18 protein-coding genes and 1 pseudogene are annotated in these 24,322 nt (G+C 60.8%); 13 read left to right on the top strand and 6 right to left on the bottom strand.

Annotated elements, in window-relative coordinates; genetic code table 11:
• Positions 1-6 precede the first annotated feature (6 nt).
• Complete coding sequence (locus tag FFV09_RS10255; RefSeq protein ID WP_141447745.1) at positions 7-969, top strand: helix-turn-helix transcriptional regulator; 963 nt, start codon at positions 7-9, stop codon at positions 967-969.
• 51 nt (positions 970-1,020) lie between these two features.
• Here the strand turns inward: FFV09_RS10255 and FFV09_RS10250 are convergent.
• From FFV09_RS10250 to FFV09_RS10235, 3 genes and pseudogenes are all read right to left on the bottom strand, one after another.
• Positions 1,021-1,140 (bottom strand): annotated as a pseudogene (locus FFV09_RS10250) (NAD-dependent epimerase/dehydratase family protein); the annotation flags it as partial.
• Positions 1,141-1,411: 271 nt separating this feature from the next.
• Positions 1,412-2,662, bottom strand: coding sequence for an MFS transporter (locus FFV09_RS10240; RefSeq protein WP_415663143.1), 1,251 nt, complete (start codon positions 2,660-2,662; stop codon positions 1,412-1,414).
• Positions 2,663-2,690: 28 nt separating this feature from the next.
• Entirely contained in the window at positions 2,691-3,647 is a 957-nt protein-coding gene (locus FFV09_RS10235; protein WP_141447743.1) for a sugar phosphate isomerase/epimerase family protein, read from the bottom strand.
• A 258-nt stretch (positions 3,648-3,905) separates the two neighbouring features.
• Between FFV09_RS10235 and FFV09_RS10230 the strand changes: the two genes are divergently transcribed.
• The 8 genes from FFV09_RS10230 (at position 3,906) to FFV09_RS10195 (ending at position 11,385) form a co-directional block, all read left to right on the top strand.
• Entirely contained in the window at positions 3,906-4,790 is an 885-nt protein-coding gene (locus FFV09_RS10230) for an SIS domain-containing protein (protein WP_141447742.1), read from the top strand.
• A 16-nt stretch (positions 4,791-4,806) separates the two neighbouring features.
• Positions 4,807-5,745: a ribokinase gene (locus FFV09_RS10225; protein ID WP_141447741.1), complete on the top strand. Its 939-nt coding sequence runs from the start codon at positions 4,807-4,809 to the stop codon at positions 5,743-5,745.
• A complete protein-coding gene (locus FFV09_RS10220; RefSeq protein WP_141447740.1) occupies positions 5,742-6,107 on the top strand; it encodes a VOC family protein in 366 nt (121 codons plus the stop codon). The genes FFV09_RS10225 and FFV09_RS10220 overlap by 4 nt, the downstream gene beginning before the upstream one ends.
• 89 nt (positions 6,108-6,196) lie before the next feature.
• Positions 6,197-6,985: a nitroreductase family protein gene (locus FFV09_RS10215; protein WP_141447739.1), complete on the top strand. Its 789-nt coding sequence runs from the start codon at positions 6,197-6,199 to the stop codon at positions 6,983-6,985.
• 69 nt (positions 6,986-7,054) lie between these two features.
• Complete coding sequence (locus tag FFV09_RS10210; protein WP_141447738.1) at positions 7,055-7,987, top strand: alpha/beta hydrolase; 933 nt, start codon at positions 7,055-7,057, stop codon at positions 7,985-7,987.
• 6 nt (positions 7,988-7,993) lie between these two features.
• A complete protein-coding gene (locus FFV09_RS10205) occupies positions 7,994-8,428 on the top strand; it encodes a DUF3237 domain-containing protein (protein WP_141447737.1) in 435 nt (144 codons plus the stop codon).
• Positions 8,429-8,528: 100 nt separating this feature from the next.
• Positions 8,529-9,521, top strand: a complete 993-nt coding sequence (locus FFV09_RS10200; protein WP_170314989.1) for a DNA-3-methyladenine glycosylase family protein — start codon at positions 8,529-8,531, stop codon at positions 9,519-9,521.
• 142 nt (positions 9,522-9,663) lie between these two features.
• On the top strand, positions 9,664-11,385 hold the full coding sequence (locus FFV09_RS10195; RefSeq protein ID WP_141447736.1) for a family 10 glycosylhydrolase: 1,722 nt from the start codon (positions 9,664-9,666) through the stop codon (positions 11,383-11,385).
• Between the two features lie 315 nt (positions 11,386-11,700).
• Here FFV09_RS10195 and FFV09_RS10190 read toward each other — a convergent pair whose 3' ends face one another.
• Positions 11,701-12,651, bottom strand: a complete 951-nt coding sequence (locus tag FFV09_RS10190) for an aldo/keto reductase (protein ID WP_141450422.1) — start codon at positions 12,649-12,651, stop codon at positions 11,701-11,703.
• A gap of 206 nt (positions 12,652-12,857) precedes the next feature.
• Here FFV09_RS10190 and FFV09_RS10185 point away from each other — a divergent pair, with 206 nt between their 5' ends.
• Together FFV09_RS10185 and FFV09_RS10180 are read left to right on the top strand one after the other, a co-directional pair.
• The gene (locus FFV09_RS10185) at positions 12,858-13,478 is read left to right on the top strand and encodes a TetR/AcrR family transcriptional regulator (protein ID WP_141447735.1); all 621 of its coding nucleotides are present in this window, start codon (positions 12,858-12,860) and stop codon (positions 13,476-13,478) included.
• 4 nt (positions 13,479-13,482) lie between these two features.
• Entirely contained in the window at positions 13,483-13,830 is a 348-nt protein-coding gene (locus tag FFV09_RS10180; protein WP_141447734.1) for a DUF4260 domain-containing protein, read from the top strand.
• Between the two features lie 100 nt (positions 13,831-13,930).
• Here FFV09_RS10180 and FFV09_RS10175 read toward each other — a convergent pair whose 3' ends face one another.
• Positions 13,931-15,520, bottom strand: coding sequence for an extracellular solute-binding protein (locus FFV09_RS10175; RefSeq protein ID WP_141447733.1), 1,590 nt, complete (start codon positions 15,518-15,520; stop codon positions 13,931-13,933).
• A 19-nt stretch (positions 15,521-15,539) separates the two neighbouring features.
• On the bottom strand, positions 15,540-17,993 hold the full coding sequence (locus FFV09_RS10170) for a helix-turn-helix transcriptional regulator (RefSeq protein WP_170314988.1): 2,454 nt from the start codon (positions 17,991-17,993) through the stop codon (positions 15,540-15,542).
• 255 nt (positions 17,994-18,248) lie between these two features.
• Here FFV09_RS10170 and FFV09_RS10165 point away from each other — a divergent pair, with 255 nt between their 5' ends.
• A complete protein-coding gene (locus FFV09_RS10165) occupies positions 18,249-20,918 on the top strand; it encodes an S-layer homology domain-containing protein (RefSeq protein WP_141450421.1) in 2,670 nt (889 codons plus the stop codon).
• 828 nt (positions 20,919-21,746) lie between these two features.
• On the top strand, positions 21,747-24,254 hold the full coding sequence (helD, locus tag FFV09_RS10160; protein ID WP_141447731.1) for an RNA polymerase recycling motor HelD: 2,508 nt from the start codon (positions 21,747-21,749) through the stop codon (positions 24,252-24,254).
• The last annotated feature ends 68 nt before the right edge of the window (positions 24,255-24,322 follow it).

Here is a 24,322-nt window from a genome sequence, read left to right as displayed (position 1 = left end):
GCTGCCATGAAAAAAGTCGAACGAATCAACGTGATCATGCGCTACATCAACAACCGCTCCCAATTTACGATCTCCGAAATTATGCGCGAATTCGGCATTTCCCGTTCTACGGCTGTACGGGATATTCGGGAGATCGAAGCTCTCGGTATGCCGCTGGTTGCCGAAGTCGGCAGGTCCGGCGGTTATTTTGTCATGAGCAATTCGATTCTGCCCACGGTGCGCTTTACCGATAACGAGATCAAAGCTCTTTTTATCGCTTTTATGGCTACGCGGAATCAGCAGCTCCCCTATCTCAAGATTCGCCAGGCTTTGGCAGAGAAGCTGCTCGGTCTGATCTCGCACAATCAGCAGGAAGACCTTCTTCTGCTCAATCGGATTCTGCTGTTCGAAGGAACCAATCCGCACAATCCCGAGCTGCTTGATTTGTCCGATCTGCCGCATCCCATGCTGGAGAACTTGATCCGGATTCTGCTGACCGACCGCTATCTGTGGATTACCTTCACCGAAGGCCGCGAAATCAGGCGTTACCCGGTTTACCTGCTGCATCTGTACCGCGAGAAAAGCGTCTGGCAGGTCGAAGTTTTTGATATGGAAGCGGAAAAAAGACGGGTTCTGCCTGTGGACAGCCTGATTGAGATCGAACCGTACAGGGCGAAGAAAAGAATGAGTCCCAAAAAGATGGCGGAAAAATGGAGTCGGCAGGAAGAAGCCTGCAATCTCGTGCTGGAACTCGGCCCCAAAGCGATCGCCCAATTCAAGAAGTATCATCCGCTGAAGATGTCCCTCTCCTATACGAATCCGTATCAGACGACCGCCCGGCTGAAGACTTTCGTTCCGATCCAACCGGCGGAGCAGTTGGCGGAGCTGACGGATTGGCTGCTGTTTCTCGGAGAAGACGTTGCATTCAGGGAAGTGCCGGGGGAAGTGCGGACCGCGATCCGGAAGCGGCTCGAACGGTGCGGCGTGTGATCGAACCTACAGGAAAAGCTCCCGAATCTCTTCACTGGCGAAGAGGTCCGGGAGCTTGGCCGCGCCTTCGTCCGAACGGGCAAGCCCGACGACCGCATGCCCCGCGCCGAGCAGTTCGCGGACGACGGCGGAACCGATATAGCCGGTCGCGCCCGTGACGAATACGCGCATGGGCTTTACCACGCGACCGGTCCGTCTTCGTCGGAGAACGTCCCGGTCGGGCCGTCCGGTCCGAGCGTGGCGAGCCGGACCGCTTCGCGGGCTCCCTGCTCGACGGTGCGGGTGCCGGCAAAGTTATTGAGTGCCGTCGACGTGAAGCCCGGGCAGGCGGCGTTGACCTTGATGTTCGTCGCTTCAAGCGCCGCGGCAAAAGCGAAGGTAACATGTAGGGTGCTTTTTTATCTCCATGCCTGTATGAGGCGAAGGGCAGGACGCAAATCGATCAGCTTACTTTGGCTTTTGCGTTGGCCGCCGGCTGTCCGTTCAGCTCGTCCGGCGTCTTGAGGTAAGGCGTCAGGATCGCGCTGAGCACGTAGAATCCGGCATAGATGAAGATGACCACTCCGGCCCCGAAAGGCTGGAAGAAGATCGATACGATGGCCGGCGCGATGAAGGTGCTCAGTCCGGCCCCCAGATTCAAGATGGACATCGCGGCGCCTTTGTTGTCCGGAGCCAACATGGGGAACAGCGCCGACAGCGGCACGTAACCGGCCATGGCCACGCCGCACAGGCTGAGCGTTGCGGTCATGATCAGGTAATTGTGGCCGACCCACTGCGGCATGAAGTAGACGAGGATCAGCACGACGGCGTAGAAGTATCCGCCGACCCATTTGATCGTCGTTCTCCAGCCCAGCTTGTCTCCGAGGTAGCCGAACACCAGATTGGCGACGATGGCGACCGAGAACACGGTGGACCACATCCGCAGCCATTCCGTCGTGGAATAGCCGAAGTCCAGCAGATAGATCGGCAGGAACAGAAGCAGACCGTACTGGGCGAAGCCGTTGATCGATTTGACGACCAAGCCCAGCGCGATCACTGGCCTTTTGAGGATTGTTATCGCTTTCGCGAATTCCGAGAGCGAAATTTTGGTAATCTCCGAAGCCGGAACCTGATCTTTATTGACGACAATGGCCAGGAAAGCGCCCAACACGGTGAAGATGATGCCCGACCAGAGCACGTTCACATGACCCAGAACGGGGATCAGGAGAGACGAATACAGCGGACCGGCTACGCTGAGGCCGAGAGAGAACATGAACCAGAACCATCCGACCGCGCGGCTGCGGCGTTCCAGCGGCGTGCTGTAATTGATCCAGACAAGAAACGAGTAGGCAAACAGCGGATAGCCGAAGCCCCGGATCGCATAGAAGGGAATCATCAGGGACAAGTTAAGCGTATACATCCCGAGGCCGATAAAGCCGATGCTTCCGATCAGGAACGCGATAAATCCGTACAGCATCGCTTTGCGCGGTCCGAGCGTCTGAACGAAGACGCCCGACAACCACGCCGCGATCGTAACCGTAACGCCGTATACCGTAATCAGCAGGGAGGCATGCGTGACCGACATGCCTTCCTCTACCAGATACGGAACGATCCAAGCTTGTTCAATCCCGTCGCCGATCATGAACAGCATAAGACCGATGAATCCCCATACTAAATTTCTCGGTAATCCGATTTTTTCGATCATGATTATCATCTCCGCTTTTTTGGCTGTTTAAAAAAGATTACGCAAGGAAAGCATCGAGCAGGAATTGCTGCACTTTTACGCCGCTTTTTTCCCGGATCAGCTGTTCGATCGCGTCCATGCCCGTTTTCTCGATCAGCGCATCCAGTGCTTGGTAGATGCGGATATTTTGTTCGCATTCCGCTACCGGATCTTCGCGTTTCGGGAACGTATCAAAGTAGATCAAGCCGGTATAGTTGTATTTTTTGGCGTAATAAATGAATTCGAGCGTCTGCATCAGGTGAACGCTGCCAAGCATGATGCCGTCGTCGGCGTCTTTGTATCCGTCGTTGAGGTGGAAGCCCATCAGACGGTTTTTGCGTGCGGCCAGAGCGACCGAGTATGCCGGATTTTCTTTTTTCATCAGCATATGGCAGAAGTCGAGCGTGATGCCGACGTTCGGCAGGCCGACTTCTTCCACCAGCAGGAGGGACAGACCGATATCGCCGACGAGCGAGAACGAGCGGGGCTCGTAGGGCTTATACTCGAAGCTGATATTCATGGACGGGTAGGCCGAAGCGATTTCCCGCAGGGCGGAGACCGTCTGATTCCAGGCCTGCTCATAATCAAGCTGGAACGAGTAGTCGAATCCGTCGTTGGCGAGCCAGATCGTCGTGGTCGTGCCGCCGAGCTGCTGACAGACTTCGATCGCTTCCTTGGTGACGCGGATTGCCTGGCTGCGGATCTCTTCATTGCTGTTGGTGAACTCGCCGTTCAGGTACGTGTCGTCGAAACGCAGCGCGATTCCGCTAATTTCGAGACCGGCCCCGGCAACGGCTTCTTTCACTTCGTCCGGCGTGTTCTTTTTGAAATGTTCGGGATAATTCAATTCGATATGGGTTAATCCGTTGACCGTGGAGATTCTCCGGATCAGATCGACGGTAGTCAGTTCTTGATCTTCAGGGAAGAACAAGCCTTTTTGGGCTTTGAATGAATTGAGACGCGTGGAGAACATCATGCGGTATTCATCACCTTTCGTGTGGGTATGCCGTTTGGTTACGCTTACGTCGTGGCAACGGCTTTGTCTCTGTAGTCTATAAGTAATTTTACTCTGGTGTAAACAAAAATAAATTTAAACACCGATAATATTTTATATAGCTTTATAAACGTCTTTTTACATTACTTTTGTAATCATAAAAGTAATGTAGGGGTTTTCATCTGCGGACAACGATGCTATGATCGAAGGAGTATACGGAAGCAGGGAGGTAGATCCTGAATGGAAGATAAGCCGTTATCGGGCAAGGAATGTATCTTGTTCGCGCGCAGCATTTCGCCTTCCCTCGGCAACAAAGAGAGAAGGGTTACGCAGTTTATCAGCAACAACTATCAGGAGTTGGCGATCAGCACAATCAGCGAGGTGGCTCTCCATCTCAACGTCAGCGAAGCGACCATCACGAAAGTATGTAAAAAGTTAAAATGCAAAGGCTTCCACGAATTGAAAAAAGCGATCGAGCAGTATGTCGGCGGCCAAAAAGACGAAGATCAAAGCGATCTGGATTCGGAGTTCACGCTGGAAGATTCCAATGCGAAAGTATTGGAAAAGGTCATGATTAACGCGATCGTCGCGATCCAGGATACGCTGGATATCGTCGATTACGTCACGTTCGACAAAGTGGCCGGGATTTTCCGCGACAAACCGGACGACAAACAGATTTTCTTGGTCGGCAACGGCGGGTCCGCGATCCTGTGCGAAGATTTCCAACATAAATTGCTGAAGATCGGCATTTTTGCCCATGTCTACAAAGACACGCATATGCAGTTCATGTTCACTTCCCTGATCCGGGAAGGCGATATCGTGCTGGGGATTTCGCACACAGGGGCGACGAAGAATATCGTACAGATTCTCAAGCTGGCCCGGCAGCAGGGAGCGCGCACGATCAGCCTGACCAATTATATGCACAGCCCCATTACCGAAGTATCGGAGATGAGCCTGGTCTCCACGGCCAAGAATCATCCGATCACCGGCGAAAATGCGGCGGCCCGGATCGTGCAGCTGAGCATTCTCGATGCGCTGTACACCAGCCTGGCCCTGAAAGATTCCGGAGAATCGTACAAAAAACTGACGCTGACGAGCGAGTCGGTCAAACATTATCGGGGATAAAAAAGGAGAATCGAACATGAATAATCCGCAAGTAACCGTAATCGGCAGTCTGAATTACGATCTGTTGTTGAAGCAGGAACGCCTGCCCCAAAAAGGCGAGACGTTCACGGCCGACGAGCTTACGCAGGGACCGGGCGGCAAAGGCGCCAACCAGGCGGCCCAGTGCGGCAAGCTCGGACTGTCCACGGTCATGGTCGGCAAGGTTGGCGAAGATAAATTCGGCGACGCGCTGATCCATTCTTTGCAGGCCGCCGGCGTCAACGTCGATGGCGTGGGCCGGGAAGGCGCGACCGGTCTCGGCATTGTAAACGTTCTGCCCGACGGCGATTACCACAGTACGCTGCTGCGGGGAGCCAATTATCGGCTGGAGAACGAAGATATCGACCGAAGCCTGCCGGCGATACTTGGCAGCCGGTACGTGCTGCTCCAGCAGGAGATTTCTCCTTCCGTGACGGATTACATTCTGGAGCGGGCGAAAGATGCGGAATGCCGTATCGTATTGAACAATGCGCCCGCCCGCGATATTAGCGAACACAGCCTGGCGGCCGTCGACATTCTGGTCGTCAACGAGACGGAAGCCGCCTTCATGAGCGGCTGTCCGGTAGATTCTGTGGAATCGGCTCATGCAGCCGCACGGAAGCTGGTCAACCAAGTCAAAAGTCTGGTTATCCTGACGCTGGGCGCGCTGGGCGTCGTCGTCGCCGACCGGGAAGAATCGTTCTACACACCTGCTCGCAAAGTGGACGCGGTAGACGCGACGGGAGCCGGGGATTCCTTCATCGGAGCGTTCGTATTCAGCCTGGTCGAAGGATGTGCCCTGCGGCAGGCCGCCGAATTTGCGACCCTGACGAGTTCGATCACCGTATCGAAAATCGGAGGCAGCGAATCGTTTCCGACGCTTGACGAACTGCGGGCCGCCCAGGCTTCCTTGGCAGGACAGGAACTCGGCCGATGAACCTCACCTGGAACTGGCTCACCCTCCGGGTGCGCGACCTCGAAGCTTCGATCGCTTTTTACAACGGAGTGCTCGGCCTGCCGGTCGATCGCCGCTTCGAGAGCCGGGGCCGGCTGATCGCCATGCTCGGCACCGCGGAGCAGCCGAAGATCGAGCTGATTCAGGGCGGCGACGTCAACGTCCGGCCCGGCAGCGGCATCTCGGTCGGGTTCGAAGTGGAGTCGCTGGATGCGGCCATGGCGGAACTTGCGGACCGGGGCATTCCGATCGCCCGCGGGCCGGTATCGCCGAATCCGCGGCTGCGCTTTCTGTACGTACTCGATCCGGACGGATTCGAAGTACAGCTGGCGCAGCACCTCTGAGCTTTTTATTTGCCGCTGCGGCTATCCCCGCCCGGGAAACTCGTTTATGATAAAACTTAAAAAAAGCGGCAGCTCAGGGGGATGAAGCTTTGGAATTCAATGACGTCATACACGGACACCGTTCCATTCGGCAGTACGAAGATCGCGAAGTAAGCCAGGACGTACTGGATGAGATTCTGAACGCAGGCATTCGCGCTTCGTCCAGCGGCAACATGCAGTCCTACTCCATCGTTGTCACAAGAGACAAGGAACTGCGCAAGAAGCTGTACACGCCGCATATGGATCAATCGATGGTGCTGGACGCGCCGGTGCTGCTCACGTTCTGCGCCGACTTCAACCGCATGCGCCGCTGGCTGGAGTTGAACGACGCGCCGGTGCATTTCGACAACTTCATGAGCTTCATGATCGGCGCGATCGACGCGACGCTTGCGTCGCAGAACTGCGCGCTGGCCGCGGAGAATGCCGGCCTCGGCATCTGCTACATGGGGTCGACGCTCGCCAACTGCGACCAGATCGGCGAACTGCTGAACCTGCCGCCGAACGTCGTGCCGGTCGTCGGTTATTCGCTCGGCTATCCCGCCGAATCGCCCGCGGTGCGCGACCGCCTGCCGCAGCAGGGGCTTGTCCACTACGAGCAGTACGAGGACTATACGGACGAGCGGATTCTCGACATTTACGCCGAGCGCAACGAAAAAGGCTGGCAGCGCTACATGGACGTGCCGCAGCTCAAAGAAATGACGGAGCGGCTCGGCCTGCAAAATCTGGCCCAGATCTACACGATCGCCAAATATACGAAGGAATCCCATCTCGGCTACTCGCAGACCGTGCTCGATTACCTGGACAAGCAGAACTTCATGCGCAACGACGAGTCCAACTAAACTTCACTTGAAAAGCGCCGTATCGCGATCCGCCGCATCCATTCCAACCCCTCATAAGGAGCCGATCCCATGAACCGACAAGCCGCAAGCCGAGCCGCCAACGAGACACCCGAAGGAACCCAGATCCTGTACGGCGAATTCGCCGAAGGCGGCACGTATTATGCTTGTACCTACGAGCCTGACGTCGTCTACGCGACGCACGCCGGCACCGAACGACGACTGCAAATCATCCGGCCGCAGCAGGAAGGCGTCGCTTTCCCGCTGATCGTATTCATTCAAGGTTCGGCGTGGCGTCCCCAGAACGTCTATGCCGCACTCCCGAACCTGTCGCAGATTGCGGCCAAAGGCTACGTGATTGCAAGCGTCGAGATCCGGAATACGGACCTCGCGAAGTTCCCGGCCCCGCTCGAAGACGTCAAAAGCGCGCTGCGCTTCATGCGGCACCATGCCGAACAGTACGGCGTCGACCGGGAGCGGGCGGCCGTCTGGGGCGATTCGTCGGGCGGGCATCTCTCGCTCATGACGGGGCTGACGATCGGCCGTTTCAACGAAGGGGCGCACGGCGAACAGTCGGACGAAGTACAGGCAGTCGTCGATTATTACGGCGTGTCCGATCTGCTGACGCTTGGCGCACATAACGATATTCTCGACCACGATGCCGCCGATTCCCCGGAAGGGCTGCTGATCGGAGGGCGTGTGCAGGAACACGTCGAAGCGGCCCGGCAGGCGAGCCCGATCCATCAGGATCTCGACCGGGAGCTGCCGCCGTTTCTGCTCGTGCACGGAGACTGCGACCGGATCGTACATGTCAGCCAGAGCATCGAAATGTACAAAGCGCTTAGAGCACATGGGCAGAACGCGCTTTTCTATAAAGTGGCGGGCGCGGATCACGGAACCGGTATCTGGAGTCCGCAGGTGCTTGAGGTGACGGCGAAGTTCTTGGCGGCCTATCTCAAAAGCCCGTCCGCGCAGCCGCTGCCGTTCCAGCACGAGGCGGAGTAGGATGATATGGGAAAAGAACGCGAAGAAGTGCTGACGATCCGGATCTCGACGGAAGAGGCGCTGCGCCTCGAGAATCCGCAGGGCGATTCCGTCGTCATGATCCCGTTCAGAGGACAGGCGGCCGGACCGTATTTTGAAGGGGAGGTGCTTCCCGGCGGCGTGGATACGCAGATCATCGGACAGCCCGGGAATCGGCATACGCTGTCGGCGCGCTACATGCTGCAGGGCACGGATCGCGCCGGCCAGCGCTGCGAGCTGTATATCGAGAACAACGGCAGCTTCGGCGGGGTACCGGAAGCGGAAGGGCTGTTGTTCCGTACGACGCCGAAGATCATCACGAACAGCGAAACGCTGTCTTTTCTGAACGGGGCACGGCTGGTTGGGGAAGGTCGGCCGTCGGAAGACGGCGTGGAGATCAGGATTTACCGGCTGGAAGCCTAAAGCGGAGTTCAGGCGGCGGCGCCGACGGTTAATAGGGGAAATGACGGGTCACAGGCCCGGTTCATCACGATTCCGCATCGAAACGGAGGCCGACACATCCATGAACAACTCCCCCGATCATCCGCATTCGCCGCCTTTTGTGCCGCCGGATCGGTCTTTGCCCGCGCACCGTTCACCGGTGTGGCAAGACGACGGTGCCGACCTGCTGCTGCCGGTGCCGGACGAATTCAGCTTCGCGCAGAACTACGACCATCTGGCGACCGCGACCAACGAAGCGCTTTATACGCTGCGGGAAGGCCGGATTCGCAAAGCGATCGCGGTCGGCACGCAGGCGACGGTCGTCGAGATCGCGCCCGAAGGCCAAGCGCAGCTGCGGATCCGGTTTGTCGCAGAACCGAATGCCGATTCGCCGGCGCTGCGCGCGGGCGTCGCCGAATACGTACACGACTGGTTCGATCTCGGCACGGACCTGAAGCCTTTTTACAAGATGGCCAAGACCGATCCGCTGCTGAGGCAGGCGGTCGAATCGTTCTACGGGCTGCGCAATATGGGCATTCCCGACCTGTACGAAGCGATGTGTTGGGGCATTCTCGGCCAACAGATCAACCTCGGCTTCGCCTATACGTTAAAAAGACGGTATGTCGAGCGGTTCGGTCAGGCGCTGGAGCGCGAAGGCGAGACGTACTGGCTGTTCCCGACCGCCGTGCGCATGGCCGCGCTGACCGCCGAAGACCTGTCCGCCGCGGGCATGACGACGGTCAAGAAATGCGAATATCTCGTCGATACCGCCCGGTTGATCGCAAGCGGCGAACTGACCAAAGAGCAGCTGCTTGCGGCCGACAGCGTCAAGGAAGCCGAGAAGCGGCTCGTGCGGATCCGCGGCATCGGACCGTGGACCGCCCACTACGTGCTGATGCGCTGCCTGCGGAGACCGGACGCTTTTCCGATCGACGACGTCGGGCTGCATCATTCGATCCGCCACGTGCTCGGCCTCGACGCCAAGCCCGGCAAGGAGCAGATTCTCGAATGGTCCGCCGGCTGGAGCATGTGGGAGTCTTACGCGACGTTTTATCTATGGCGGTTTCTGTACTGAATGCCGAAGAAGAGAGAGACGGGTCGAGCCGGCAGGTTGAGCAGACCGTCGGCAGACCGTTGACAGGCCATAGACAGACCATAGACGGGCAGTGGTGAGGCAAGGCGGCAAGTCTACCCCATAAGTGCACGGAGGCGTTGAGATGGCAAAGGTATGGAAAAAGAGAATGGCGGCGGCAGGCAGTCTGCTGCTGGGATCGACGCTCGGCGCTTACGCGCCGGTCTCGGCCGAAAACGGCGATTATCCGCCGTTCGATACGGAAGTGGTCGTCCGCACGGTGAATCAGTTCGCGGACGAAGCGGACGTCGAAGCTTTCGTCGAAGCGGCGGAGCGCCGCGGCGTCGACGTGATCAGCATGAACGTGAAGCAGGACGAAGACGACGAAGTGCCGTCCGGCCAGGTGTTCTACGACAGCCGGATCGCGCCGGTCGCCGAAGGCTACGAAGAGTTCGACGCGCTGCGCGAAGTCGTCGGGCAGGCGCATGCGGCGGGGATCAAGGTTCACGCCTGGATTCCGCAGTTTCACGATCAGGAAGCGTTCTTGCAGCATGAAGAGTGGCAGATGCAGTCTCTCGTCGACGGGAAAAGAGTGCCTTTTACCGGATCGAACGGCAGCGAATATTTCGTCAATCCGCTGCATCCCGACGTGCAGCGGTACGAACGCTCCATCATCCGGGAAGTGGTCGAAAATTATGCGGTCGACGGCGTAGCGCTGGACTGGATTCGCTTCGACGATTACAACATGGACGTCAGCGATCACACGATTGCCCGCTACCAAGCGCAGTTCGGCTATTCGCCGCTTGCGATCGACTTCGAAGCGGATTCGCCGCGGCGCCGGCAGTGGAACGAATGGCGCACGGACCAGATTGCGGCTTACGTCGCCGACGTGCGCCGCGATCTGCTTCAATCTTCGAACCCGGACGTGCCTCTCGGCCTGTACGCGCTGCCGCCGGAATTCGGCGAAGTCGGGCAGGACGTGTCCAAGTTCAAGCATTCGATCGATTTCGTTGCGCCGATGGCGTATTTCGACGATTGGGGCTTTGAACCGGACTGGGTCTACGGCCGGGATTCCGGGCTGCTGAAGCAGGTGCAGAGCAAGCTTGCGGGCTCGGACGCGCAGATCGTGCCGACGCTTGACCCGGACTGGACCGACGCCGAATACGCGGAGATCTACGCAGGGCTGCGGCAGCAGGTGCCGAACGTGCGGAGGCTTTCCTTCTTCGCCTACGGCGCGTGGACGGAAGACGAACTGGCCGCGATCGACGAACGCACCGGCTGGCCGGAGTCGGGCGAAGCCGATTATGCCGCCAAGCTGCCGGCAGGGTGGAGCGCCCGCAATATCGGGTCGATGCCGGGCAAAGCCGGCTACGCCGCGTCGAGCAAGCAGATTACGCTCAGCGGCAGTTCTTCGGACGTCTGGGGCGAAGCCGATCAGTTGAACTTCGTCTACCGGCCGCTGACCGGCGACGCGGAGCTGGTCGCGCAGGTGAAGTCGCCGAGCCGTCTGGACGAGTGGGCGAAGTACGGCCTCTCGATCCGGGAATCGCTGGCGGCGGATGCCCGCCATGTCGATCTGGTGCTGACGCCGGAACATGGAGCGTCTTTCCAGTATCGGGAGCAGACCTCGGGCCTTACGGCCGACCGTACGGCGGACGCGCCCGCGACAGGCTGGCTGAAGCTGAGCCGCAAAGGCGATACGTTCGTCGGCTCGATCTCCGCGGACGGCAAACGCTGGGAGCGCGTCGGAACCGTCCGGATTCCGTTAAGCGACCGGGCGTATATCGGCCTTGCGCTCAGCAATCCGGGCGAGAACGCGGCCGGCAAAGCCGTGTTCGGGAACGTGAAGCTCACGCCGGCCCGGTGATTCGGGCGGGGTGCGGATCGTACAGGCAGATTTGACGGTAGGCTTCGTTGGTTGGAAGCGTGACCTTGTTGGATCGGCAAGTCGACGCATCGAAGAATCAAAGAATCGACAAGTCGAAGAATCCACAAGTCGAAGAATCGACGCAAAAAGACTCTTCCGCCACAACGGAAGAGTCTTTTTTGTTGTTCGACATGCCGAGCGTCAATCCGCGCCGAACACGCTGCCGAAATTCGATCCGCGCCGAACATACTGCCGAATGTTCGGCTCGACGGTTCCGTTCGGGTATCCGGCTCGAACGACTGCGCCGCCCGCGGATCAGAAAGCGCCGAATCGGCCGCCCGCCGCCGCGCCCTTGGGCGAGATCCGCTCGATCCCGGCCAGATCTTCCGCGCTCAGCTCGACGTCCAACGCGCCGAGGTTCTCGCGTACGCGCTCAAGCCGCTTCGTGCCGGGAATCGGCACGATCCGCTCGCTGCGCGACAGCAGCCAGGCGAGGCCGAGTTGAGCCGGCGTGACGCCTTTTTGCGCGGCCAGCTGCTCGATCAGGGACACGATCTCCACGTTCTTGGCGAAGTTGTCGCCCTGGAATCGCTCGTAATAGCGGCGGTAATCGTCGGCCGGCAGGTCTTCGAACGTCTTGATCTGTCCCGCCAGGAAGCCGCGGCCGAGCGGGCTGTACGGCACGAGGCCGATGCCCAGCTCGCCGAGCACGGGCAGCACTTCGTCTTCCACTTCGCGGCTCCACAGCGAATATTCGGTCTGCACCGCCGACAGCGGATGCACCGCATGCGCGCGGCGGATCAGGTCGGCCGGCGCTTCGGACAAGCCGATATAGCGGATCTTGCCCTGCTTGACGAGATCCGCGAGCGTGCCGACCGTGTCTTCGATCGGCGTGTTCGGATCGGGACGATGCTGGTAATACAGGTCGATATGATCGAGCCCAAGGCTGTAGAGGCTGGCATCGACCGATTTTTTGATATACGCCGGATCGCCTTTGGGGCCCTGCGTGTGCGTCACGCCGAACTTCGTGGCGACGATCGCTTCGTCCCGCCGTCCGCGCAGCGCGCGGCCGAGCGTCTTCTCGTTGCCGCCGAACTGCCCCAGCGTGTAATCGCCGTACAGGTCGGCCGTGTCGAACATCGTGACGCCCAGGTCGAGCGCGCCTTGAATCGTACGTACGGATTCGTCGTTATCCGGCATCATCATCGTGCCGAGGCCCAGTGCGGATACTTCCAGCCCCTGACTGCCCAATAGTCTGCGTTGGATCATATGGATACACCTTCTTTTCTGCGGCGAAAAGATAACACAAAGCCGCGGTATGCTTTTATCCTAAGCGATCCCGTCCGATCCAGCCACGCTCTGCTCATACGGGTAACGGGAGTAATAGACAAAACACTTGACTGTTCGAACAAACAGGATTATGATATCGCTATAAACTGACTGTTCAATCAAACAGTATGAAGGAGACTTTTATGACCCACGTATCTTCAACGCCTCAAGACGAACGCAAACAGGCGATCCTGCAGGCGGCTTACACGCTGTTCGGCCGCAGCGGCTACGCCAAATCGTCCATGAAAGACATCGCGGCCCAAGCCGGCGTGGCGCAGGGGCTGATCGGCTACCATTTCGGGAACAAAGAAACGCTGTTGGTCGAAGTCGTGCGGGAATGGATGATCAACCGCGGCATGAAAGAAGCTTTTGCCAAGCTGGATCTGCAGTCTTCGCCCCAGGAGATGCTCGGACAGGGACTGCTGCACGTCGTCGAATTCCGCAAAGCCAATCCCGAATGGTTCACGCTGCTCGTCAGCCTGTGGTCGGAGAGCGTGAACAACGAGAAGCTCGCGGCGGAATTGGTCGGCATCTACACCGAAATGCGCGCCGGCGTCGTCCAGGTCATCGACCGGTTGGAACTGCCGCTCGACGCGCAGGCCAAAGAAAGCCTGGCCGGACTCATTCAAGCCGTATTCGACGGATTGACGCTGCAAGCCCCGGCCCTGCTGTCCGACCAGCCTCTGTCCCACGCCCAAGTCTCGCAAGGCATCCACTGGATGCTGCAGGGCATTCGAACGTCATCCGCGGAAAAAGGGGAGTAAACCGATGAACCGAAACCTGATTCGTATCGAAGGGCTGATCGTCCTTGCGCTGAGCACCTATATGTATTTCTGGAACGGGTACGGCTGGCTCGCTTTTGTGCTGCTGCTGTTCGTTCCGGACGTCTCCATGCTCGGCTACGCCGCCAACGCCAAAGTCGGCGCCTATCTGTACAACGCCGCCCATACGTACACCGTACCGCTGTTCCTGCTGCTCGCCGGCATCGTCTTCAAGGCCGATTGGCCGCTGATGACCGGCCTGATCTGGACCGCCCATATCGGCTTCGACCGGATGATGGGCTACGGACTCAAGTACGAGACCGGCTTCCGGGATACGCACGTGCAGCGGCTGTAACGGCGTCCGCCCCCGCCTCTGACCCCGCCTGACTTCGCGCCCGGCTTCGCGCCTGCCGCAGCGTCTACCGCAGCACCTAACGCAGCCCGACCGCAGCCCGCTACCGCCGAAGCGCATTCGCTTCCGCCAGCACGTCGCGGCCGCCCGCTTCCAGGAATTCAAGCACGAATTCGTCGAATTCCGCCAGCGGCCGCTCTCCCGTGATAAAAGAAAGATACGCTTTGTCTTTGAGCCGGATCAGCGCTTCGCCGCTGCTCGCAAGCGACGGCGTCGATCCTTCCAGCGCGTTATAGATGCCGTCCCGGTCGAGTCCGAGCGTGGACGCCCACTGCTCGCGGCGGCCGGTCGGCGGATACGGAACGGACATGCCGAGATTGGCGCCGATGACGTTGAGATAGTCGGGCGTCCGTTCGTACGGCGGCAGCGTGACGATGTCCTGCTTGGAAGCATCGGCCCAGGCCCAATGCTTGCCGATGACGCCGTTTCTGAGCGCGGTCCGCTCGTCCGGGTCCGGATTGGCGCTGACGTCGTCGAGAATATGCAAAATTTTCTCCAGCTTGCCCGGTTCTTCCGTCGCGTTCGCGCCGATCGCCGTGAAGCTCATCAATCGGTCGTACGCTTTGGACCCCCGCTTGCCGCCCGGCCCGCTGAACGGACGCCCGAACGAGACGCGGGCGTCCGGATTTTTGGCGTTCAGCTCTTTGACGTTATACGTCGATTCCACCGGAATCTCGTGGCTGCCGCCGCGTCCGTCCACCGTCCACGCCTTGTAATCGCCGTCGCCGATCCAATGGTAATAGTTGCCCATGGACGTCATGCCGATTCTTCCGTTGATAAAAGAATGCGACAAATGTTTGTATCCGCCTTTGTTCTCGCCCGTGACGAACTCCGGATCGATCACGCCGTCCGCGTACCATTTGCGCAAATAGCGCAGCGCTTCCTTCATCTCCGGCTCCAGCGCGCCCACGACCAATGCCCCGTCTTTTTCGCCAAAATAGAGCTGGTCCGCGAACACGACCTGCCCGAACGCGCCGAACACGACGTTCATCCCTTCGCGCGACAGTCCGTACGTGTCCTTGATCCCGTTGCCGTCGGGATCTTCGTGGGCGAACGCGTAGATTACCCGCTCGAATTCCGCGAGCGTCCGCGGGCTGTCCAGCCCAAGCTTGTCCAGCCAATCCTGCCGGTACACGACCGGAATGCGGTACACGTTCGTCGGGCTGATCGCGGGAATGCCGTAGATCCTGCCGTCGATGACGCCGTAATCCGCGTAAACCGGCGCGTATTTCCGAATCGCCGCCATCAGATTGGGCGCGTGCCGATCGAGCGTCGCCTGCGGAATCTCCGCGAGCAGTCCCTGCTGCCGGTACTTCAGCAGATCCTGCGGCTGACGGATGCGCAGCAGGTCCGACGGGCCTTCCCGCGCAAGCCTGAGATCGAGCAGCGATTCGTAGCGGTTATTTTGCAGATTCCAGATGTTAAGCTTCACGTTGTGCTTCTCTTCCACGTACCGCAGCATCTCGGCGTCTTCGGGCACGTTCCGGTTCTGGTGCATCGTCCAGGAGATTTCGTATTCGGGAACGGGCGCGGCGGGAATGTCGGCGTCGGAACGCGTCTCGCAGCCGGCGCTTCCCGCGATCGCGGCGGTCAGCATGAGCGCGGCGCCGCTCCGCTTCCACGTCTTTTTCATCGTAACCCTCCTGTTCCTTCTACGAAGAATGGGCCTGCTTCGCTTGCTCCCGCAAGTAATTGCCGGGCGTGCAGCCGTAGGCTTCCTTGAACTTTTTGATAAAATACGCCGGGGTGCCGTAACCGACCGCCGCCGCCACCTGCTCGATCGTGAGGCTGCCGAGCTCGACCAGATTTTTCGCCGTTTCCATCCGCCGGGCCGTGACGTATTCCGTATAGGTCACGCCCAGTTCTTCCTTGAACAGCCGGCTCAAATATTTGGCGCTGATGAACACGCTGGAAGAGACCGCTTCCAGGGAAAGGTCGCCGGACAGATCGCGCTCGATATGGCGTTTGGCCGCTTCCAGCGTATCCGTCGCCCGCTCGCCGTGCCGTTTTTCGGTATTGGCCAGAAAAGCGGACACCGAATGAAGCAGCCAGCGGCGAAAATCGTCGATATGGCCCAGTCCGACATACTGGCGGTGCAGGTCGGGCCGGCCGCCGCTCGGCGGGTTGTAACGAATGCTTTTGAGATGGTCCGAATAGACGAAGACCAGATTGGCGAGCACGAAGTGGCAATAATCGGCCGAATAAGGTCCCGTGCGCATCGCTTCGAGCAGGTCGTCGACCGCCGCCGCAATTTGCTCGAACGGCTGCCGCGCGGCCAGCTTGTCGCGGAAGCGCGACAGCATCGGCTGCGGAATCTCTTCCGTGCTGAGCTCCCGCTCCAGCAGCCCGGCGCCGGACAGGACTGCCGTGCCGGGCAGGAAATACGCGTATTTCAGCCGGCTTTCGGCTTCGCCGAGACTGAGCGGAAGCCGGTCCGGCCGATCGACTTCGCAGCCCCACGCCAGTTGGACGCGCACGTCCAATCGCCGCAGGCCGTCGTCGGCGAGCCGCTGCGCGAACGCCTGCAGGGCGTCTTCTTCGCGCCGCAGACCCGCTTCGCCCGCCGCCTCCGTCGCTGCCGCGCTGCCATGCCCGTTCGCGCCGCTGGCCGTCCCTTTCATGCCGCCCGCCGGCCCGCCCGCACTCCCGGATTCCCGGTCGGCGACAATTGCGGCGAGGCGCCGGTCCGACAGCTCCGCGGTCACGATCCGGCGCTGCGCGGTCTGCCGCTCCTCCAGCAGCTTGGCCAGCTCCCGCAGAGCGGCAGGGCGCGCCGCCGAATCGCCGGCCGGCCGGCTTCCGATATCGAGCACCACGCAGCGCAGATGCGTGTATCCGCCGAACCCGTCGCCGAGCAGGCGCGTCTCCTTCGGCGAAGGCCCGGCGGAATCGCCGCGCAGCAGCTTCAGCAGCGCGTCGCGCTGCACGAGCGGACCGGCCGCGTGCAGCGTCTCTTCCAGGCTGACGACCCGGCCGCTCAGATGTTCCAGAGCCGTATCGATCAGGCCGTATTCGTTGGCTCCGGCTGCTGCCGGCTGCCCCGCCAGATGGCGGATTTTGCCGACGAGACGCTTGAGCGGGCTGTAGATCAGCCGCGTCATGACGCCCGACAGCACGAGTCCGATCACGATCGCCAGCGCGCAGATGCCGAGCATCAGCTTGAGCACGGCCGCCGACCGCTCCCGATAGAAGCTGTGGGGCGTGGCGCTGTAGAGCGTCCAGTCCGCCGTCGGAAGCGGCTCGCGGAACACCGTATGCGAGTCGCTTTCGATCCAGCCGCCGGCCGCGCCCGGCGCAGCCGCAAGATCGGCATTCGCGATCAGCGCGGGCAGGGCGGAAGCGTCCGCGGCAGGAGCGGTCGCCCCGCCGGCGGCGGCTTCCGCAGTTCCGGGCACGATCGCGCCCGAAGCGCCGCGCAGCCACGTCTCTTCATATTGAACAGGCAGCATATTGCGCAGCACCGCCTGGATCGCGTCTTCCTTGACGTCGATCGCCAGAATGAGCTGGCTGTCGGCTCCGGTCGATTGGAACGGATAAGCGTGCGCATACGTCAGCAGCCGCTGCCCGCTGCCGCCGGGAATGCGCGAAAAAGCGTCTTTCGGCACGAAGCGAGGCGGCGTCCACAGACTGCTCCCCGGGGTGCCGAGCATGCCGTCGATCCAGTCGGACGGCAGGGACGGATTCGCTGCCCGGCTTGCGGCGTCCACGAGTCCGTACAGCGAAGACAGCGTCGCGCCGCTCGCCGGTTCGTACAGATGGATCGCTTCGATCAGCTCCGCGTTGCCGGACACTTCCGCCTGGAGCAGTTCCTGCAGCCCGATCAGCCGCGAAGGATAGGTCTGCCACGAACCGCCGCGCAGCTGCCGCAGGTCTGTCGTCTTGTCCAGCGCGAGGCCGAGCGCAATCCGCTCCACGCGTTCGAACACTTCGGCGTCGAGGGTCCGCGCCGCATTTTCGAGCGTCATCCGGCTGCGTGCGTTGAGCTGTTCCCGGTCGCGACCGGAGTCGTACAAATAAAAAACGGAACACAGCGAGAGGACGATCACGAGCACGATAGCTATGTAAGACACGGCCAGACGGGCCAGAACGGAATGGTATGTTTTCATCGCGTATTCTCCTCCCGCCGGGATTATACAAACCACGATCAACTCTTGTTCACGACTTTTGTTAAACATACGTTAAATTCTGCGTAATGAGCAACATTTGAGCAAAAACCTCCCAAAACGATACAAAGGGGAAATCGTTGCATTGCCGAAATTCGGTCCCGGATGCTACATTTTGAGCGATTCGAATACACAAGCCGCCAATATGCACATCCAACCCAACCGAAGAGGAGCAACCCTACCGTGAAAAAAAGACCGATGAAACAAATGCTCGCCGTTGCGCTGGGCTTCGCCATTCTGTCCAATACGGCGCTCGTCCACCCCGCGATCGCGGCACCCGATTCCTATACGATCGAACTTCCGGCCGCGCCGGCCTGGGGCTACTTCACCGACAAATACAAGACGAACCAGAACGAGTTCACGACCGTCGAGACCAACGCCGCTTACGGCACGCTGTCCAAGTTCCTGGAACTGTGGACGCCGGGCAGCTCGTGGGACCAGGGCACGAAGCTGCGGGCGGATGTGCTCGACTATAACATTCAATACGTGGTGGATCTCGCCGCTGCCCGCACCGCTGCCGACGAAGAGATGGCGTATCTCGTCGACCGCCGCGGCCAGACGTACGGAGCGACCGAAGGGCTCGGCGCGCTGGCCGACGTTTACCGTACGCTCAGCGGCACGACGACCGTTATCAAAGACGTCCCGGCCGATGCGACGACCGTCAAATACGACGACGTCGGCAGCACGAACAAAGGCGGCGATTCCAATTCGCAGCTCGGCAAAGTGGTCGATCTGGTCGGGATCGTGCGCGGCAACTTCGCTTCGACCAATCCGTCCAAAGGCTTTTTCCAATATATGCGTCCTTACCGCTGGGTGAACCAGCAGGAAGGCACCAACGCCAACCGCATCGTCGTGCCGACGCTCGTCCCGGCGATCAGCACCACTCCGGAAAAAGACGGCGGCTTCCCGAGCGGGCACACCAACGCTTCGTACCTCGCTTCGCTGTCGCTGGCCTATGCCGTGCCGGAACGTTATCAGGAGATGCTGACCCGCGCTTCGGAAATGGGCGACAGCCGGATCGTGTCCGGCATGCACTCGCCGCTCGACGTGATGGGCGGACGGATGCTGGCGACGGCGCTTGCGGCGGCGGCTTTGTCCGATCCGGCGAACGCCGACCTGAAGAAGCAGGCTTACGAGCAGGCGCAGAACGTGCTGATGAAGCAGACGGGTACGTCGGAAGACCGCTTCGCGGATTACGGAAAAAATAAAGCGGACTACTTCAAGCGGCTGACGTACGGCTTCCAGCCGATCGGCGATACGACCCGGGCAATGGTCGTTCCGAAAAACGCCGAGGTGCTGCTGGAGACGCGCCTGCCGTACCTGAGCGGACCGCAGATCCGCGAAGTGCTGGCGACGACGGGCCTGCCGTCCGGCTATCCGCTGCTGGACGACCCGGAAGGCTGGGGCCGGTTGAACCTGTTCGAAGCGGCCAACGGCTACGGCGCGTTCAAAAGCGCCGTGACGGTGAACATGGACGCTTCGCTCGGCGGCTTCCACGCCGAAGACCTGTGGCGCAACGACATCTCCGGCGCCGGCAGCCTGATCAAGCGCGGCAGCGGAAGGCTGAGCCTGTCCGGCGCCAACACGTACGGCGGCGGTACGCAAATCGAAGGCGGCACGGTGGAAGCCTTGTCCGCATCGGCGTTCGGTACCGGCAGCGTCGTCAACAACGGCGGCACCGTGACGGAGAACGTGTACGGAGGCGGCACGGTGACCGCCAATGTCTACGGCGGTTCCGGCAAATTGACGATCGGCGGGAACTTCTCGCAGTCCGCGAACGGCACGCTGGAATTGAACGTGACCGCGCCGGGCGACACGCTTGCAGTCAAAGGCAGCGTGCAGGCGGGCGGCACGCTCCGGGTCAACTTCGCGAACGGCTACGTGCCGGCCGCCGGCGACTTTACCGTGATCACCCAGGCGCCGGGCTTGTCTTCGGGCCGCTTCGACAAGCTTGAGACGTCCGGCCTGCCGGCGAATTACACCGCCGCGCTTGGTTATCGCAGCGAAGGCATCGTGCTGACGCTTACCGACACGACGGCCGTTCCGTCGAACCCGGGCACGACCAATCCGCCTTCGAGCGGAGGCGGCACGTTCACTCCGGCACCGACGCCGGCACCTACGGCTCCGGTCACACCGCCGACGCCAACGACGCCGCCGACCGTGCCGGTCACGCCGCCGACCCAACCGGGCGCGCCGGACCCGCAGGCTCCGCTGCCGACCAGTCCGTTCCGTTCGAACGTCGTCGATCCGGCAGCGCTGCTGCAATCGCTGACGCAGGCCGCGGCCGGCGCATCTTCCGCCGACGGCACCTTCTCCGACCTGCCGTCCGGCCACTGGGGCAGCGCCTCCATCGCCAAAGCGGCCAAGCTTGGCATCGTAAGCGGCTACGCGAACGGCACGTTCCGTCCGAACGCGCCGGTCACCCGTGCCGAGTTCACGGCCATGATCGCCCGCGGCTTCGGTATCCAGCCGGCCGCTTCCGCCGCCGCGTTCGGCGATACGCGTTCGAGCTGGGCCGCCGGTTATATCGGCGCCCTGTCGAACCTCGGCGTCGTCGCCGGCTACGGCGACGGCAGCTTCAAGCCGAACGCGACGATCTCGCGCGCCGAAATGGCCGCGATCATCGCCCGCGTCGTGAACCTGGGCGCCCTGCCGGGCACGTCGGCGCCGGCCAACTTCGGCGACGTCCGCGGCGACCATTGGGCCGCCGGCGTCATCAAGCAGGCCGCGTCTGCCGGCCTGCTGAACGGCACGTCGGCGTCGGCTTTCGCGCCGGACCAAAACGCCAGCCGCGCCGAAGCGATCGCGCTGATCGTGCGCACGCTGGAGACGGACGAATCCGTCAAGGCGCTGCTGGCCGGACTGTAAGTTCCGCGGCGCTGCCGGGCTCGGCCGCCGGATTCTGCCGCCGGGCTCCGCGCCGGTCGGCTCGTTCCGCAGCCAGCGGCCCGGCGTCGAGCGACCCGGCTTCCTGCCAAACGGAGAAAACCCCGTCCTTATGGACGGGGTTTTCTCCGTTTTTCACTGTTTTTCGAAGTTTTTCACCGTTTTTCGCCGTTTTTTTGCCGGAGAAGCGAGGTCGCGCCGCGCCTGCGCCGGATCGAAACCGGATCGAACAAGCCGAAGCGGCCGATCGATCTTTCCCGCGCCTCCTAAGTGCCTGAATCCAACTAATTCAGGCCGCCGAAGGGAGCACAGCCCGAATAACGGCCTGAATCCATCTATTCCGCCTCCCGAGAAGCCGAAAACGCAAAAAGAGCAAAATTAACCGCTTCTGCGCAGTTATTTGCCCGAATGCGAAAAATAAAGCCGGAATAAGTGCAGCTGCGCAGTTATTCGGAGCGGAACAGAGTTAACGCGAACCGTTCGCACCGCTTTTTTTCCAAAAACGAAAATCGCTCCCGACGAATCGCTCCCAGCAGCCGACTCTCAACAAACCGCTCCCAACAAATCACTCCCGACAAACCGCCCTAAAAAACAAAAACCCCGGCGTCTCCGCCGGGGTTGGAAAAATCGAAAATCACCTTGCTTGAACGCGGACTTCCATGCTACGATGGGAGAACCGCTGTGAACCAGTAGATGAAAACATAGTTATTGCATCTTACTTATACTTTAATATTACCACGGGCTGCGGCGGGCTGTCAAATCGAATTTTGCGGAGCATGACTCGGAGTATCACAAGGGAGGGGTCGGGCAATGATCGGACGCGAAGACTTGGAGAAGGAACGGCAGCGGCTGACGGACGTCGCGCGCCAATTGGAGGAAGCGCTTGAGAAGCTTGCGCCGCAGGTGGACGGGCTGCAGGAACAGGCGGCGGACATGCGCAGACGTTTCTGGGAAGAAGTCAGCGTCAGCACGGGCACGAACGAGGATTTCGAGGAGAGCGTCTACAGTATCGAGCAGCAGGAAGCGCTGCTGTCCGAACGCGAGCGCAGCCACCGGCAAAAAGCGGTGCAGTACCGCAAACTGGGCCGGCTGCGGGAATCGCCTTATTTTGGGCGGATCGATTTTCGCGAGGACGGTACCGGGTTCGCGGAACAGGTCTATATCGGCGTCTCTTCCTTCGTCGACGCGGAAGGGCTGGAGTTCCTGATCTACGATTGGCGCACGCCGATCGCGAGCCTGTATTACGACCATTCGCCGGGGCGTGCCGGCTACGAGACGCCGGGCGGACCGATCTCGGGCCGCATGGAGCTCAAAAGGCAGTACCGGATTCGCGGCGACGAGCTGCTCGGCGCGTTCGACACGAACGAGACGATCGGGGACGAACTGCTCCGGCAGGTGCTCACGGGGGAAGCGGACCACCGGATGAAGACGATCGTGTCCACGATTCAAAAAGAGCAGAATGCGATCATCCGCGACGACAAAAGCGGCATGCTGATCGTGCAGGGAGCGGCCGGCAGCGGCAAGACGTCGGCTGCGCTGCAGCGGGTCGCCTATTTGCTGTACAGCCACCGGGACCGGCTCGGCGCCGACCAGATCGTACTTTTTTCACCCAACAGGATGTTCAACAGCTACGTCTCGACCGTGCTGCCGGAACTCGGCGAAGACAATATGAAGCAGACGACGTTTCAGGAGTATCTCGACAGCCGGCTCGGCCGGACGTTCAAGGTGGAAGATCCTTGCGACCAGATGGAAGCGGTGCTGTCTGCGGCGGAGGCTCCGGGTTACGAAGCGCGCTTGAGCGGTATCCGGTACAAAGCGTCGGAGCGCTTCTTGGCAGAGCTTCGGCATTATGCGGGCGGTCTGGAACGGTCGGGCCTGAAGTTCGTCGATCTGGATTTTCGGGGCAAACGTCTGATCGGCGCGGAACAGATGGCGGAGGCGTTCGCGGCTTGCGATCCGTCGCTGCGGATCGCTAACCGCGCGGCCAGGCTGCGGGAGTGGCTGCTCGGCGAGCTGAAGCGGCTGGAGCACGCGGAATACGAAGCGGACTGGGTCGAAGAAGCGATCCATTTCGCCGACAGCTCCCTGTACGAAGAAGCGTACCGCAAGCTGCACGAAGAGCGGAACGTCTTCGATTTTTCCGAACAGTACACGGCGGCCCGCGCGCGGATCGAAGGCAGGCACCGGCCGGACGAAGGCGATTTCGATTTTGGACAGCGGGAAGAAGACTGGCTGCGCCGCAGGCTGGTGGGCGAAGCGTTCAAGCCGCTGAAGCGCAGCGTGAAGCGGATGGCGTTTATCGACATGCCGGGGCTGTACGCGGCGTTTTTCGAAGCGGACCGCGATAACGGACCGTCGGGTGCGCCGGAGTCTTCTTTGTCCGCGCCGCACTCTTTTGCCGATATGCCTGCCTCTTCCTCTTCCGGGCCTGCCGACCCCAAGCCTCTGCACTGGAACGAGATGTGCCGGCAGACGCGCGACAAGCTTGGACGGGGCGAGCTGTTCCACGAAGACGCGACGCCGTATCTGTATCTGAAAGAACTGATCGAAGGGCAGCGGAGTAACTCGGACGTGCGGCATGTGTTCGTCGACGAAGGACAGGATTATTCGGCTTTTCAGTACGCTTTTCTCAAAAAGATGTTCCCGCGCGCCCGCATGACGATTCTCGGCGACTTCGGCCAGGCGATCTTCGCGCAGTCGACGGAGCTGTCCGCTGCCGACTCGCCGCTGCTGCGTCTGTACGGCGAAGCCGACACCCGCGTGTTCCGCCTGAACCGCAGCTACCGCTCGACGCGCGAGATCGTCGCTTTCGCCGCAGCGCTGCTGCCCGAAGCGGCCGGCGTCGAACCGTTCGAGCGCGGCGGCGCCAAGCCGCTGCTGATCCGCTCGAACACGCCGCAGCTTCATGCCGCGAACGTCGCGGACCGGCTGGCGCGGCTGCGCGCGGAAGGCTTCGCTTCGATCGGCATCCTGACGCGCACCGCGGCCGAAGCGCATGAAGCCTGCGAGAAACTGGCCGCCGCCGGCTGCGCCGGCCTCAAGGAAGTGACCCGCGATACGCCGGAGTTCGAACAAGGCGCGCTGGTGCTGCCCGTCTACCTCGCCAAAGGGGTCGAGTTCGACGCCGTGCTTCTCTACGACGCTTCCGCCGCGGTCTATGGCCGGGAGAGCGAACGCAAGCTGCTGTATACCGCCTGCACCCGCGCGATGCACCGGCTGGTGCTGCTGGCCTCGGGCGAATGGAGTCCGCTGCTCGCGCATGTCGACGCCGACCTGTACGAAACGCAAAGAGGCGAAGATCCGGCAGATCGGGCATAATGAACCTTACAGGCCGCTTGCTGCGTAGAAGAGTCCCGGCCCTGCAAGTCATGAGTTACGAGTTACGA

The sequence above is a fragment of the Saccharibacillus brassicae genome (assembly GCF_006542275.1).
GTDB lineage: Bacteria > Bacillota > Bacilli > Paenibacillales > Paenibacillaceae > Saccharibacillus > Saccharibacillus brassicae.
The sequence above is the reverse complement of the archived record's forward strand: the minus strand, read 5'-3'. Positions and strand labels throughout refer to the sequence as shown.

Bases quoted from the DNA above. Each gene is read 5' to 3' on its own strand.
- FFV09_RS10185 (WP_141447735.1), top strand. From the start codon at position 12,858: ATGACCCACGTATCTTCAACGCCTCAAGACGAACGCAAACAGGCGATC.
- FFV09_RS10180 (WP_141447734.1), top strand. From the start codon at position 13,483: ATGAACCGAAACCTGATTCGTATCGAAGGGCTGATCGTCCTTGCGCTG.
- FFV09_RS10255 (WP_141447745.1), top strand. From the start codon at position 7: ATGAAAAAAGTCGAACGAATCAACGTGATCATGCGCTACATCAACAAC.
- FFV09_RS10175 (WP_141447733.1), bottom strand. From the start codon at position 15,520: ATGAAAAAGACGTGGAAGCGGAGCGGCGCCGCGCTCATGCTGACCGCC.
- FFV09_RS10240 (WP_415663143.1), bottom strand. From the start codon at position 2,662: ATGATAATCATGATCGAAAAAATCGGATTACCGAGAAATTTAGTATGG.
- FFV09_RS10200 (WP_170314989.1), top strand. From the start codon at position 8,529: ATGAACAACTCCCCCGATCATCCGCATTCGCCGCCTTTTGTGCCGCCG.
- FFV09_RS10235 (WP_141447743.1), bottom strand. From the start codon at position 3,647: ATGATGTTCTCCACGCGTCTCAATTCATTCAAAGCCCAAAAAGGCTTG.
- FFV09_RS10165 (WP_141450421.1), top strand. From the start codon at position 18,249: ATGAAACAAATGCTCGCCGTTGCGCTGGGCTTCGCCATTCTGTCCAAT.
- FFV09_RS10230 (WP_141447742.1), top strand. From the start codon at position 3,906: ATGGAAGATAAGCCGTTATCGGGCAAGGAATGTATCTTGTTCGCGCGC.
- helD (WP_141447731.1), top strand. From the start codon at position 21,747: ATGATCGGACGCGAAGACTTGGAGAAGGAACGGCAGCGGCTGACGGAC.
- FFV09_RS10205 (WP_141447737.1), top strand. From the start codon at position 7,994: ATGGGAAAAGAACGCGAAGAAGTGCTGACGATCCGGATCTCGACGGAA.
- FFV09_RS10210 (WP_141447738.1), top strand. From the start codon at position 7,055: ATGAACCGACAAGCCGCAAGCCGAGCCGCCAACGAGACACCCGAAGGA.
- FFV09_RS10195 (WP_141447736.1), top strand. From the start codon at position 9,664: ATGGCAAAGGTATGGAAAAAGAGAATGGCGGCGGCAGGCAGTCTGCTG.
- FFV09_RS10170 (WP_170314988.1), bottom strand. From the start codon at position 17,993: ATGAAAACATACCATTCCGTTCTGGCCCGTCTGGCCGTGTCTTACATA.
- FFV09_RS10220 (WP_141447740.1), top strand. From the start codon at position 5,742: ATGAACCTCACCTGGAACTGGCTCACCCTCCGGGTGCGCGACCTCGAA.
- FFV09_RS10225 (WP_141447741.1), top strand. From the start codon at position 4,807: ATGAATAATCCGCAAGTAACCGTAATCGGCAGTCTGAATTACGATCTG.